This window comes from Pseudonocardia sp. DxW, assembly GCF_058448985.1.
In genome coordinates this window covers 92,531-105,720 of the sequence record NZ_JBZFLK010000014.1, presented here as the reverse complement: position 1 = coordinate 105,720, position 13,190 = coordinate 92,531, and the positions used below count along the sequence as shown (strand labels likewise).

The window sequence follows — 13,190 nt, the reverse complement described above, 5'->3', positions numbered from 1 at the left end:
CGCGTAGAATCGTTGTGTGACGTCAACTACCCGCTCCCCGGAGGAGGCGGCCACCCACCGCCGGACCGTGGTGCTCCCGCTGACCGGCCTGCTCATGGCCCTGTTCGTCGGCGTGCTGTCCAGCACGATCGTCTCGAACGCGCTCCCCCGGATCCTCGGCGATCTCGGTGGCACCCAGGCCGAGTACACCTGGGTGGTCTCGGCGGCCCTGCTGGCAATGACGGCGTCCACCCCGATCTGGGGCAAGCTGGCCGACCTCTACTCCAAGAAGCTGCTGGTCCAGGCGGCGATCGGGATCTTCCTGATCGGCTCGCTGCTGTGCGGGCTGGCGGTCTCGACGTCCCAGCTGATCGGCTTCCGGGTGCTGCAGGGGCTCGGGATGGGCGGCCTGCAGGCGCTGACCCAGGTGGTCATCGCGGCGATCATCACCCCGCGCGAGCGCGGCCGGTACATGGGCTACCTCTCGGCCATCATGTCGCTGGCGGTCGTCGGCGGCCCGCTGCTGGGCGGGGTCATCGTCGACTCGCCGCTGGGCTGGCGCTGGTGCTTCTTCGTCGGCGTCCCGCTCGCCGCGATCGCGATGGTCGTGCTGCAGCGCACGCTGAACGTCCCCACCGAGAAGCGCGACGACGTCTCCATCGACTACCTCGGCGCGCTGCTCATCGCCGCAGGCGTCTCCGCGCTGCTGCTGTGGATGTCGCTGGCCGGCAAGCAGTTCGCCTGGACCTCGCCGATCTCGATCGGGCTGATCGCGGGCGGGATCGTGCTGCTGGCGCTGACCGTCGTCGTCGAGCGGCGGGCGAAGGAGCCGGTGGTGCCGCCGTTCCTGTTCCGGGAGCGCACCGTGGTCCTGGCGACCGTCGCGAGCCTGTTCGTCGGCGTCGCGATGTTCGGCTCCACGATCTTCCTGTCCCAGTACTTCCAGCTGGCGCGCGGCGCGACCGCCACCGAGGCCGGGTTCCTGACCCTGCCGATGATCGGCGGCATGTTCCTCGCCTCGACCGTCGCCGGGCAGCTGATCACCCGCTACGGCGCCTGGAAGCGCTACCTGGTCGGCGGCGGCGTGCTGCTGACGGCGGGCCTGGCGCTCGGCGGCGCGGTGATCTCCTCGACGGTGCCGTACTGGCAGGTGGCGCTCACGATGGCGCTGGTCGGCCTCGGCGTCGGCGCCACCCAGCAGAACCTCGTCCTCGCGGTGCAGAACACGGTGGCGCTGCGGCACATGGGCTCGGCCAGCTCCACGGTGACCTTCTTCCGGTCGCTCGGCGGCTCGGCAGGCGTCGCCGGGCTGGGCGCGCTGCTGGCGTCGGTGGTCGGCAGCCGGACCGCCGCCGGCCTGGCCGACGCCGGTCTCGCCGACGGGGCCGGGCCGGTGAGCGGCGGGCAGGTCCCGAACCTGGCCGAGCTGCCGGAGCCGGTGCGCGCGATCGTGATGGAGTCCTACGGCCACGCCACCGCGATGATCTTCCTGGTGGCCGCGCCGCTGGCCTTCCTGGCGCTGCTGGCGATCCTCGCCCTGCGCGAGGTCCCGCTGCGCGACACCCTCGACCTGCCCGCCGAGCCGACCCACGGCGACGCGCCGGGCCCGGTGCTGCACGGCGTGGTCCGCGCCGACGGCGCCCCGGCCGGCGGCGCCGTGCTGACCGTGCTCGACCGGAACGGCGCCGAGCTCGGCAGCACCCGCGCCGACGCCGACGGCCGCTACCGGCTCTGCGTGGCCACCGGCACGGTGTCCACCGTCTACCGGTGGGAGGGCAGGCCGGCCGCGCACCGGGTGACGGTGCCGCAGGAGGGACTGCGCCTCGACGTCGACATCGAGCCCGGCGACGGCCGGGAACGGCCGGAGATCGTGTCCGTGATCGATCCGCCGGCCCGGGAGAACGTGGGGGCCGACCGTGGCTGACGCCGTCCCCGGCCGCCGGGAGCGCAAGAAGGCCGCCACCCGGACGGCGATCGCGTCGGCGGCGCTGCGCCTGTGCAGCGAACGCGGCCTGGAGCACGTCACGGTCGAGCAGATCGCCGACGCCGCCGACGTCGCCCCGCGCACCTTCTTCAACTACTTCACCTCGAAGGAGGAGGCGGTCGTCGCGGGCAACGCCGCCTCGACCGACGTGCTGGTCGAGGCGTTCACCGCCCGCCCGGCCGACGAGCCGGTCCCCGAGTCGCTGCGGCACGCCCTGCGCGCCGTCGTCGCCGATCCGGAGCACCGGCAGCGGGTGCTGCGGATGCGGGTGCTGCGCGGGCACCCCACGCTGCTGGCCCACCAGCTCGCCGCGTACGTGGCCCAGGAGCAGGCGCTGGCCGAGGCCGTCGTCGCCCGCACCGGGGCCGATCCGGCCCGTGACCTGTACCCGGTGCTGGTCGCCGCGGCGGCGGTGACCGGGCTGCGGGTGGCCGTGCAGCACTGGCTCGGCGACCACGGCGCCGACCCGCGGGACCCGGACCTCCCCGAGCTCGTCGACGAGGTCATGTCGCACTTCGACGCCGGGCTGCGCGCCGTGACCGGGGCACCGGCCTGATCCGGCCGGCCACGGCGGTCCTGCCGGCCCGGGCGCGGGCCGGCACCGGCTGAGCGGGACCGCCCTCAGCGCCGGTCGAACACCGCGGTGACCGGCCCGTCCGAGCGGTACCCCTGCCGCTGCAGCCACCCGTCCAGCTTCGACCGGACCGTGCTCAGCTCCGGCCGCCGGTGCGGCTCGGTCCGCAGCGCCTGCTTGAGCAGCGACAGGTGGGCGGTGCGGCTGGGCAGGTGGGTCAGCTTGGCGCCGGCGGCGGCCGCCCGGAGTCCGGCGACGGCGTCGCCGGACTCGCCGCGCGGCGGCTGCCCGCTCAGCGCGAACGACACCGCGGCCGCCAGCTGCCAGCCGTCCGACGACGGCGACGCCGGCTTCCCGGCGGCCGTCTCCGGGGCGAGGTAGTCGGGCGTGCCGAGCACGTACCCGGTCTGGGTCAGCGTCGAGTCGCCCTGCTTGCGGGCGATCCCGAAGTCGATCAGGTGCGGGTGCCCCTGCGGGTCGACGACGATGTTGCCGGGCTTGATGTCGCGGTGCAGCACCCCGGAGCGGTGCGCGGTGTCCAGCGCCCCCGCGATGCCGGTCCAGATGCGGGCGGCGGAGATGTCGTCGAGCGTGCCGCGCTCGCCGACCAGCTGGCCCAGCGACATCCCGTCCACGTACTGCATCACGATCACCAGCCCGTCCATCCCGCGCAGGCCGGGATCCGACGACGCGTGCAGCAGGTCGTAGATCTCGACGCAGCAGGGATGGCGCATCGACCCGAGGGCGGCCGCCTCGCGGCGGATCCGTTCCTCGGTCTCCGGATCGGCGGCGTGCGCCGACTTGACGGCCACGGTGTGCCCGAGCTTGGCGTCGTGGGCCAGCCAGACGCCGCCGAAGCCGCCCGCGCCGAGCCGCTTGAGCAGCCGGAACCGCGGCGCACGGGGCGGTCCGCCGGGGACCGGCGCGACCAGCGTCGGCCGGCGGGGCGGGCCGGGCGGCGGCGGGTAGGGGCCGCCGGAGCGCGGACCGCGCAGCGGGCCGGCCGCGGGATGCCCGGCGGGGCCGGACGGGGGGTGCGCCGCCGGTGCGGACGGCGGACGGCCGGCCGGGGGCGAGCCGGGGGCGAGCGCGCCGGGGACCCGGCCGGACGGTGGACGCGCGCCGGTGGACGGCGCCCCGAAGCCGACGTAGGGCGCGGCCTGCTCCACCGACGGGGCGCCGGAGCGCGCCGGCACCTCGGCCGGGGCCTGCGGCTCCCGGCGGGAGAACCGCTCGGCCAACCGCTCCGCGACGCTCGGCGTGGCGCTGACCTGCGGAGCCGCCGACGATCCGGGGCCCCGCCCGGCCCGCGACGAGCCGGTCGGCACGGGCCGCGGCTCCGGCGGCGCGTCCCGGGCGTCCCGGATCCGGTCGATCCGGGCCCGGGACGGGGGCGGGAACATCGGGACGACCAGCACGCCGAGCAGGCTGCCGCCGAGGATGCCGACCCACAGGTGCTCGGCGGTCCCGGCCGGGACGGCCGCGGTCAGCACGATCAGCGAGAACAGCGGCAGCCAGAAGAACTTGGCGGGCCAGCGCGGCCCGCGGCGCAGCGCGGTGCGGGCCTGGACGGCGACCAGCATGACCGCCAGCAGCGGCACGATCCCGAGCAGCACGACGGCCGCCACCGAGGTGACGACGTCCCCGCCACCGATCGCACCGGCGACGCTGCCCCGGCCCAGGTAGCTGCTCTGGGTGCCGACGATCTCGCAGGTCGTCACCCGGATCGAGTCGGTCGCCGAGGCGGACAGCCCGGGCACCACCGGGTCACCCGCGGTGGCCCGGGCGAACACCCCGCCGGCCCCGACGAACACGGCGAGCGGGAGCAGGCCGGCCGCCAGCACGCCGATCCCGCCGATCAGCACCGACTCGGCGACGCCGTACCCGGACGACGAGCCGGAGCCGATCCGGCGGCGGATCAGCGCGACGACCGCGGCCCCCGCGGTGGGCAGCAGACCGGCCAGCACGCCGAGGGCGGTGACCGACCACGCCCAGTCGCCGGGACAGACGTCCGGGATGCCGAGATCCCGGATACCGTTCAGCACCCCGGCGACGAGCGCCACCAGCGCGTCCACGCCCGCACCTACCCCTCGTCACCGGTTCCGCCGACTCCGGACGGCGGACCGGCCGGACCCCCCACTATGGCATCACACGGGTGGCGGACGGTCCGCGCACCGCGCGCAGCAGTACGACCGGTGGGAACGGCGGGCGGATCAGCGCAGGAACAGGTCGAGATCGGTGTTGAAGCGGTCGAGCAGCCCGGCCAGCGACTCCCGGTCGGAGTCCGGCCAGTGCGCGATCACGTCGCGCAGCGGTGCCAGGCGCGCGGCCCGGACCTGCTCGCGGGCGGCCATCCCGGCCGGGGTGAGCTCGACGCTGACCGAGCGCGGGTCGCGCTCGTGCGGGGAGACCTCGACCAGGCCGGCCCGGGAGAGCCGGGAGACCTGGCGGCTGGCGGTCGGCTTGCTGACGCCGAGCTTGCCGGTCAGGGCGGTGAGGGAGAGCGCGCCCTCGTCGTCGAGCAGCATCAGGACCGGGTAGGTGTAGCGGTCCACGGCCTCGTTGGAGCCGTAACCGTGTGCCCACACCGACTCCATGGTGCGCCGCACGAGCAGGGTGATCTGCTTCTCCAGCGACTGCAGCGAGTCCTCGGATCGGTTGGAGCGCTCGACGGCGTCGAGGTCGTCGCGCTCGGCCGTGGCGACACTGCCAACGGTCATGTCGTCGTCAATCGGGCCAATCGGACGTTCCGTCATGTTTCGAATGCTACACACGTTGCGGATCGCAATGTTCGGGTTCGCAATCATGTAAGAGGATCGAAAGGTTCCTTGCATGCGTTGGCCTGTTCGGGCTAATCGCGATACCTGCTCGGTTTTCTCGCGTGGCCCCGGCAGCGGACCTCTGGTTCGGTGAGGGGACCCCCGACGAGAGGACCGCCGATGGGCCTCACCCGATCCGACGGACCACTGTCGCCGCACGCGCCGGCGACGGTCAACTACGCCCTCGACGGTCCGGCGCACAAGCTGCTGTTGCACCCGTTCCCGCGGCGGGTCCGGGCCGAGCTGGCCGGCCGGACCGTGCTCGACACCCGGCGCGGGTTCCTGCTGCACGAGTCGAACCTGCTGCCGGTGCTCTACGTCCCCGAGGCGGACCTGGACGCGTCGACGCTGGTGACGAGCGCGCACACGACGCACTGCCCGTTCAAGGGCGACGCCGCCTACCGCTCACTGCGGGTGGGCGACCGGACCGTCCCCGACGCCGTCTGGCACTACCCGGAGCCGGTGCCTGCCGCGGACTGGCTGCGCGGGCTGGCCGCCCTCTACTGGAGCGCCGCCGACGCCTGGTACGACGAGGACGAGCAGGTCTTCGCCCACCTCACCGACCCCTACACCCGGGTCGACGTCCGGCCGACCGGGCGGCACGTCGTGGTCGCGCACGTCGCGGCCGACGGCCTCCGCACCGTGCTCGCCGAGTCGCACCGCCCGCTGGTGCTCTCCGAGACGGGCCTGCCCAACCGCTGGTACCTGCCACCGTCGGACATCACGGTGGACCTCTCCCCCGCCGACACCCGGACCCGGTGCCCGTACAAGGGCGAGGCCGCCTACGAGCACGCGGAGCTGCCGTCCGGCGTTCGGCTGGCGGACGCGTTCTGGCACTACCCGGACCCGCTGCCGGAGTCCGCCCGGATCGCCGGACTGCGCTGCACCACCGGCGGCCGCCGGGACGACGGCTCGGAGATCACCGTGACGGTCGACGGCGAGCCGGCCTGATCCGGTGCCGCCGGGCGGCGGACCCGGTGGGTCAGTCCTCGTCCGGCACGAGCAGCGCCTCCAGCGCGGGCAGCGCCGCGACCAGCGCCGCGCGCTGCGCGGAGTCGAGCCGGTCCAGCCGCCGCGCGATCAGCGCGGTGCGGTGGCTGCGGATCTCCTGCAGGCAGGCCCGGCCGGTGCCGGCGATGCTGATCAGCACGCCCCGCGCGTCGCCCGGGTCGGCGGCCCGCTCCACCATGCCCTGCTCGTCGAGCGCGGACAGCACCCGGGACATGGTCGGCGCCGTGACGCCCTCGCGCCGGGCCAGCTCGGAGAGCCGCAGCGGCCCGTGCTGCTCGACGGTGACCAGGGTGGACAGCTGCAGGGGCGGCAGCGTCTCGCTGCCGTCGATCCTGATCCGCCGGTTGAGCCGCCCGACCACCAGCCGCAACCGGGCGGCGAGCTCGTCGTCCCGGGTCTCCACGCCGCCGGTCACGGTCCCGCCGCCGGAGTCAGCTCCCATCCGGACATCCTGCCAGCCGGACACGGAGCGACGGCACCGGCCTCGCCACGTGTCACAGCCGGTGAACGGAACGAGAGGAGAGAGCGTGCACGATCCCGTCGATCTCGCCGGACGGCTGGTCGCCCTGGACACCCGCGGCGGAGGTGAGCGGGTCGCCGCCGACCTGCTCGCCGATCTCCTCGCCGACGGCGGCTTCGCGGTGCGGGTGACCGAGCCCGAGCCGGGCCGGGCGAACCTGGTGGCCCGCCGCGGCGCCGGCCCGCCGACCACGCTGACCGGGCACCTGGACACCGTCCCGGCCGATCCCGCCGGCTGGTCGTTCGATCCGCACGCCGGCGACGTCGTCGACGGGCGGCTGCGCGGGCGCGGGTCCACCGACATGAAGGGCGGCGTCGCCGCGATCACCGTCGCCGCGCTGCGCAGCGGGCCGGACGTCGGGCTGCAGCTGGTGTTCACCTTCGGCGAGGAGACCGGTGGCGACGGCGCGCGCACCCTCACCGATCTCGAGCCGTCGCCGCTGCTGCTGGTCGCCGAACCGACGTCGAACCGGGTGCTGCACGGCCACAAGGGCGTGCTGTGGCTGCGGCTGACCGCCGCCGGGGTCTCCGCGCACGGCTCGCGCCCCGAGCTGGGCCGCAACGCGCTCGTCACGCTGGCCCGCGCCGCGACCCGGCTGCACGACCACGACGGCTGGCCGGTCAGCCCCACGCACGGCCCGGCCACCTGCAACCCGGGCGTGCTGCGGTCGGGCACCCAGCCGAACCTGGTGCCCGATCACGCCGAGCTGGAGCTGGACCTGCGGCTGGTCCCCGGGTTCGACGCCGGCGCCGCCCGCGCCGTCGTCGCCGGGCTCGCCGGGGACACCGGGCACCTCCGGACCTACACGATGATCGACCTGCCGGCGATCGGCACCGACCCGGCCGATCCGCGCGCCGCGCCGGCCGCCCGGGAGCTGGGCCACAGCGGCGGCGCCGCGGAGTTCGCGACCTACTTCACCGACGCCTCGGTGCTGGCGTCGCGGCTCGGCACCGGCGGCCGGGACTGCGCGGTGCTGGTCTGCGGGCCCGGCGACCCGGAGCTGGCGCACGTCACCGACGAGACCTGCTCGGCCGCGAACATCGCCGCCTGCACCGACGCGCTGGTCAGAGCTTGCGCAGCCGCACCCGGGTGACGTTGTGGTCGGGCCCCTTGGTCAGCACCAGGCTGGCCCTCGACCGGGTCGGCAGGATGTTCTGCTCCAGGTTCGGCGCGTTGATCGACGCCCAGATCGTCTCCGCGCGGGCCACCGCGGCGTCGTGGTCCAGCTCGGCGTAGCGCCGGAAGTAGGACTGCGGATCCCGGAACGCGGTCCCCCGCAGCCGCAGGAACCGCTCCACGTACCAGCGCCGGACGTCCGCGGTGGCGGCGTCGACGTAGACCGAGAAGTCGATGAAGTCCGACACCGTCAGCGCACCGGCCACCGCGGGCTGCAGCACGTTCAGCCCCTCGATGATCAGGATGTCCGGGCTGCGGACGACCAGCCGGGCGTCCGGCACGATGTCGTAGACCAGGTGCGAGTACACCGGCGCCGTCACCTCGGGCCGGCCGCCCTTGATCTCCGAGACGAACCGCAGCAGCTTGCGGCGGTCGTAGGACTCCGGGAAGCCCTTGCGCTCCATCAGGCCGCGCCGCTCCAGCTCGGCGTTCGGGTACAGGAAGCCGTCGGTGGTGACCAGCTCGACGTTCGGGTGCTCCGGCGAGCGGGCCAGCAGCAGCTGCAGCAGCCGCGCGGTGGTCGACTTGCCGACCGAGACCGAGCCGGCGATGCCGATCACGAACGGCGTGCGGGCGCTGGCCGCGCCGAGGAACCGGCGGTAGGCGCGGTAGAGCCGGCCGCCCTCCTCGACGTGCAGGTTCAGCAGCCGCGACAGCGGCAGGTAGACCTCGCGGACCTCGTCGAGATCGACGAAGTCGCCGAAGCTGCGCAGCCGGTCGAGCTCCTCGGCGGACAGCGGGACCCGGGTCGACGACGCCAGCTGCGACCACGAGCGCCGGTCGAAGTCGACGAACGGCGACGCGCTGCCCTTCGCCAGGCCGGACGGTTTTCGCCCCCGGTACTGCGGGGCCGGGTCGGACGCCGCCGCCGTCACTGGGTCACCGAGGTCAGGGCGTACTCGACGACCTGCGCCGGGCTGGACAGGATGTGCACCACCGCGTCGGCGACGACGGCCGGGTCCAGCCCGACCGCGGCCAGCCGCTCGGCGTAGCGGTCCCGCAGCGGCCCGTCCGGCCAGTCGTCGACGATCCCGGTGCGCACGAACCCGGGCGAGACCGTGGTGACCCGCACGCCGCGCGGGGCCAGCTCCATCCGCAGGCCCTCGGACACCGCGTGCACCGCGTGCTTGGACGCCGCGTAGACGGCGCCCGCGGCGGTCGGCACCCGGCGCCCGGACATCGACGAGATCGACACCACCGCCGGATCGGTGCCCGCCACCAGGTACGGCGCGGCGGACCGGGTGAGCACCAGCAGCGCCACCACGTTCAGGTCGAACATCCGCCGCCAGTCCTGCGGGGACGCCATCGGCTGCTCCCCCGCAGCCGGGGCGACCTCGCCGGCGTGGAACACCCCGGCCGCGTTCACCAGCGCGTCCAGCCCGCCCAGCGCGGCGGCCGCCGTGCCGACCGCGGCCGGCACGGCGTCGTCGTCGGTGAGATCGACCGGCACCGCGACCGCACCGGGCAGCTCGTCGGCCAGCGCGCCGAGCCGGTCGGCCCGGCGGGCCAGCAGCCCGACCCGGGCACCCCGGGCGGCGAGCGCCCGCGCGGTCGCCTCGCCGATCCCGGCCGACGCGCCGCTGACCAGCACGCGGCGACCGGCCAGGGGCGACCCGCCGGGATCGGGTCCCGGTGTCGCGGACGGGGGCGTCGTCGCCGTGGTCATGGCTGACCAACCTAGCCCCCGATCGGTTCCCGTACGGCGTGACATCACTCGCAGCTCCCGCCGCGCGCCGCCCGCGGCCGCTCCGTATCGTCGTGCACCGTTGCAGCCCGCACCCGCCGTCCGGAGTGTCCCCGGTGACCGTCCTGCTCTCGTTGCTCGGCCTGCTCGCCGTGCCGGTGCTCACGCTGGGGACCGCGGTGTCGGTCGCGTCCGAGTTCTCGCTGACCGCGCTGGAGCGCAGCCGGATCGAGTCCGCCGTCGCCCGGCTCGGCGACCGCCGCACCCGGGCCGTCCGGCGCGCCCACGCGACCCTGTCCTTCCAGCTCTCCGGCTGCCAGCTCGGCATCACCGCGACCACCCTGGCCACCGGCTACATCGCCGAGCCGGTGATCGCCGGCCTGATCCGCCCGGTGCTGGAGGCGATCGGGCTGCCCGGCGGCTGGGCGTCCGGCTCGGCGACCGCGCTGTCGCTGGTGGTGGCCACCGTGCTGTCGATGGTGTTCGGCGAGCTGGTCCCCAAGAACCTGGCGATCGCGCACCCGCTGGAGGTCGCCCGGGCGGTGGTCTGGCTGCAGGCCGGGTTCGCGTCGGTGTTCCGGCCGCTGATCACCGGGCTCAACACGGCGGCGAACGCGATCGTGCAGCGGCTCGGCGTGGAACCCGCCGAGGAGCTGCGCTCGGCCCGCTCCCCCGACGAGCTGAGCTCGCTGGTCCGGGCGAGTGCCGCCAGCGGCAGCCTCGATCCGGCCACCGCCGCGCTGCTGGACCGGTCGCTGCGGTTCACCGACCGCACCGCGGGCGACCTGATGACGCCGCGGCCCCGGGTGGAGACGATCGACGCCGACGGCACGGTGTCCGACCTGGTCGCGCTGGCCCGGCGCTCCGGTTTCTCCCGGTTCCCGGTGGTCGACGGCGACCCGGACGTCCCGCTCGGCCTGGTGCACGTCAAGCAGGCGTTCTCGGTGCCGGCCGCCGAGCGGGCGTCCACCCGGGCGCGCGAGCTGGCCCGGCCGGTGGAGACGGTGCCGTCGTCGCTGGACGGGGACCTGCTGATGACCCGGTTGCGCGCGGCCGGCCTGCAGACCGCGGTGGTCGTCGACGAGTACGGCGGCACCGCCGGGCTGGTCACCATGGAGGACCTGGTGGAGGAGATCGTCGGTGACGTCCGCGACGAGCACGACCGCGCCGAGCAGGTCCGGGTCCGCAGGCTCGGCGACGGCTGGGTGCTGTCCGGGCTCATGCGGCCCGACGAGGTGCTCGCCGCGACCGGCTTCCGGATGCCGGCGGGCGGCTACGAGACCCTGGCCGGGCTGGTGCTCGCCGAGCTCGGCCGGATCCCGGACGCCGGCGACGACCTGGTGCGCGACGGCTGGCGGCTGACCGTGCTGCGCCGCACCCGGAACCGGGTCGCCGAAATCCGCCTCGTCCGCGAGCCGGTGCAGCCGTCGTGAGCACCGGGGACCTGCTGGCGCTGCTCGCGGCGATCGCGCTGCTCGGGGCGAACGCGTTCTTCGTCGCCGCCGAGTTCGCCCTGATCTCCGCCCGGAAGGACCGGCTGGAGGCGATGGCCGAGGCCGGCTCGGCGGGCGCCCGCACGGTGCTCGACTCCGCGCACGACCTGTCCCGGATGCTGGCCGCGTCCCAGCTGGGCATCACGATCGCGTCGCTGCTGCTCGGGCGGCTCGGGGAACCGGCGGTGGCGCACCTGATCGACGGCCCGCTGGCCGCGCTCGGGGTGCCCGCCGCGCTCGCGTACCCGATCGCGTTCGGGATCTCGCTGCTGCTCGTGGTGGTCGCGCACATGCTGCTCGGCGAGATGGTGCCCAAGAACATCGCCATCGCCGGGCCGGAGCGGGCGGCGATCGTGCTGGTCCCGGCGTTCCTGGTGTGGACGGCGCTGGCGCGGCCGTTCGTCGAGCTGCTCAACCGGATCGCGAACGGGACGCTGCGGCTGGCCGGGGTGACCCCGAAGGACGAGCTGGAGACCGCGTTCACCTCCGGCGAGCTGTCCGAGATGATCGACGACGCACGCCGTGAGGGCCTGCTCGACGACGACGAGTCCGCCCGGATCGGCCGCACGCTCGCCTCCGCCGAGTCGACCGTCGCCGACGTCGACGGGCTGGTCGTCGGCCTGGACGACCTGGTCTGCCTGGACGGCTCGCCCACCGTCGGGGCGCTCACCGCGGCCGTCGGCCGCACCGGGTTCTCCCGGTTCCCGGTCCGCAACGCGCACGGCAGGCTGACCGGCTACCTGCACGTCAAGGACGTGCTGGATCTCGCCGACGCGGACGCCGCCACCATCCCGCCGCAGCGGGTGCGCGCGCTGCCGCCGGTGCCGGTCGGGGCCCGGCTGGACGAGGCACTCACGATCATGCGCGAGGCCAGGGCGCACCTGGCGCGGGCCGTCGACGACCGGGACCGCACGGTCGGCGTGGTCACCCTGGAGGACGTCACCGAGGCGTTCGTCGGGACCGTCCGGGACGCCACGCACGCCCCGGACGCCCCGCCCTGAACACCGCCCCGCCCTGAACACCGGCCGGACCATCGGGGCCCGTACCGTCGGCACCGTGGCCGAGCCGACCGAGGTGCTGGACGGGCCCGGATGGCGGGCCCGCGCCGAGGCGCACCGGCGGCGGGTCGCCGCCTGGACCGGACAGCACCGGGAGCGCCGCCGGCGCGGCGAGCCGCATCCGGTGTGGGACTTCCTGTTCACCTACTACTCGCACCGGCCGGCGCAGCTTGAGCGCTGGGACCCGGGCCCCGGAGTGCTGCTCACCGGGGACGGCGCGGACGGCTTCCTGGACCGGCCCGGCTACCGGCGCACCGACGGCGGGGTGCTGCTCGATCCGGCCGCGCTGCCGCCGCGGCTGCGCGGCACCGCCGCGTTCGTGCACCGGCTGCTCACCGCTACCCGGTCCCGGGAACCGCGGCTGGCCTGTTTCGGCCTGCACGAGTGGGCGATGGTCTACCGCACCGAGCGGCCGCGGCACGGGTCGGTGCCGCTGCGGCTGGGCGCGGCCGGCACCGACGCCGTCGTGGAGTCGCAGCGGATCAGCTGCTCGCACTTCGACGCCCACCGGTTCTTCACCGAGGCCGCCGCCCCGCGCAACACGCTGACCCCGACCCGGGAGACCCAGGCCGAGCTGGAGCAGCCGGGCTGCCTGCACGCCACGATGGACCTCTACAAGTGGGCCTACAAGCTGGCCCCGGCGGTCCCGTCGGAGCTGGTCGCGGACTGCTTCGAGCTGGCCGCGGACGTCCGCGAGCTGGACATGCGGGCCAGCCCCTACGATCTGGCCGCGCACGGGTTCACCCCGGTGCGGATCGAGACCGCCGAGGGCCGGGCCGGGTACGCCAGGGCGCAGGCCGGGTTCGCCGAGCGGGCCGCGCCGCTGCGGGACCGGCTGATCGACCTGGCGGCGGCCCTGCCGGAGCCGGCCGGCCGCTGAGTCCCCCGGGAC

At 75.2% G+C, this 13,190-nt stretch carries 12 protein-coding genes; 7 read left to right on the top strand and 5 right to left on the bottom strand.

The genetic code is table 11. The features are described from left to right. The first annotated feature begins 16 nt into the window (after nt 1–16). Together ACVJO7_RS21805 and ACVJO7_RS21800 are read left to right on the top strand one after the other, a co-directional pair. Nucleotides 17–1,903, top strand: coding sequence for an MFS transporter (locus ACVJO7_RS21805; RefSeq protein WP_491674409.1), 1,887 nt, complete (start codon nt 17–19; stop codon nt 1,901–1,903). Beyond that, nucleotides 1,896–2,519, top strand: a complete 624-nt coding sequence (locus ACVJO7_RS21800; RefSeq protein ID WP_491674408.1) for a TetR/AcrR family transcriptional regulator — start codon at nt 1,896–1,898, stop codon at nt 2,517–2,519. Before ACVJO7_RS21805 ends, ACVJO7_RS21800 begins: the two co-directional genes overlap by 8 nt. 65 nt (nt 2,520–2,584) lie before the next feature. Here the strand turns inward: ACVJO7_RS21800 and ACVJO7_RS21795 are convergent, their stop codons facing one another. Further along, the gene (locus tag ACVJO7_RS21795; protein WP_491674407.1) at nt 2,585–4,612 is read right to left on the bottom strand and encodes a serine/threonine-protein kinase; all 2,028 of its coding nucleotides are present in this window, start codon (nt 4,610–4,612) and stop codon (nt 2,585–2,587) included. Between the two features lie 138 nt (nt 4,613–4,750). Then, nucleotides 4,751–5,257 carry a MarR family winged helix-turn-helix transcriptional regulator gene (locus tag ACVJO7_RS21790; RefSeq protein WP_344017722.1) on the bottom strand — a complete coding sequence of 169 codons (507 nt, stop codon included), beginning with the start codon at nt 5,255–5,257 and terminating at the stop codon, nt 4,751–4,753. 219 nt (nt 5,258–5,476) lie between these two features. On the opposite strand from ACVJO7_RS21790, the gene ACVJO7_RS21785 reads away from it, so the two are divergent. Next, on the top strand, nt 5,477–6,307 hold the full coding sequence (locus tag ACVJO7_RS21785; protein ID WP_491674406.1) for a DUF427 domain-containing protein: 831 nt from the start codon (nt 5,477–5,479) through the stop codon (nt 6,305–6,307). A gap of 31 nt (nt 6,308–6,338) precedes the next feature. Here ACVJO7_RS21785 and ACVJO7_RS21780 read toward each other — a convergent pair whose 3' ends face one another. Continuing rightward, complete coding sequence (locus ACVJO7_RS21780) at nt 6,339–6,809, bottom strand: MarR family winged helix-turn-helix transcriptional regulator (protein ID WP_491674405.1); 471 nt, start codon at nt 6,807–6,809, stop codon at nt 6,339–6,341. Between the two features lie 85 nt (nt 6,810–6,894). Here ACVJO7_RS21780 and ACVJO7_RS21775 point away from each other — a divergent pair, with 85 nt between their 5' ends. Continuing rightward, nucleotides 6,895–7,980, top strand: coding sequence for a M20/M25/M40 family metallo-hydrolase (locus ACVJO7_RS21775; protein WP_491674404.1), 1,086 nt, complete (start codon nt 6,895–6,897; stop codon nt 7,978–7,980). Here the strand turns inward: ACVJO7_RS21775 and coaA are convergent. Beyond that, nucleotides 7,952–8,881, bottom strand: a complete 930-nt coding sequence (coaA, locus tag ACVJO7_RS21770; protein WP_344018001.1) for a type I pantothenate kinase — start codon at nt 8,879–8,881, stop codon at nt 7,952–7,954. The genes ACVJO7_RS21775 and coaA overlap by 29 nt on opposite strands. A 53-nt stretch (nt 8,882–8,934) precedes the next feature. Beyond that, nucleotides 8,935–9,729 carry an SDR family oxidoreductase gene (locus ACVJO7_RS21765; RefSeq protein ID WP_344017726.1) on the bottom strand — a complete coding sequence of 265 codons (795 nt, stop codon included), beginning with the start codon at nt 9,727–9,729 and terminating at the stop codon, nt 8,935–8,937. A gap of 134 nt (nt 9,730–9,863) precedes the next feature. Between ACVJO7_RS21765 and ACVJO7_RS21760 the strand changes: the two genes are divergently transcribed. From ACVJO7_RS21760 to ACVJO7_RS21750, 3 genes are read left to right on the top strand one after another with little or no spacing between them, the layout of a single operon-like run. Further along, nucleotides 9,864–11,180 carry a hemolysin family protein gene (locus ACVJO7_RS21760; RefSeq protein ID WP_491674403.1) on the top strand — a complete coding sequence of 439 codons (1,317 nt, stop codon included), beginning with the start codon at nt 9,864–9,866 and terminating at the stop codon, nt 11,178–11,180. After that, nucleotides 11,177–12,241, top strand: coding sequence for a hemolysin family protein (locus ACVJO7_RS21755; protein ID WP_491674402.1), 1,065 nt, complete (start codon nt 11,177–11,179; stop codon nt 12,239–12,241). Before ACVJO7_RS21760 ends, ACVJO7_RS21755 begins: the two co-directional genes overlap by 4 nt. Nucleotides 12,242–12,296: 55 nt before the next feature. Continuing rightward, nucleotides 12,297–13,178: a 3-methyladenine DNA glycosylase gene (locus ACVJO7_RS21750; protein ID WP_491674401.1), complete on the top strand. Its 882-nt coding sequence runs from the start codon at nt 12,297–12,299 to the stop codon at nt 13,176–13,178. Nucleotides 13,179–13,190: the final 12 nt, after the last annotated feature.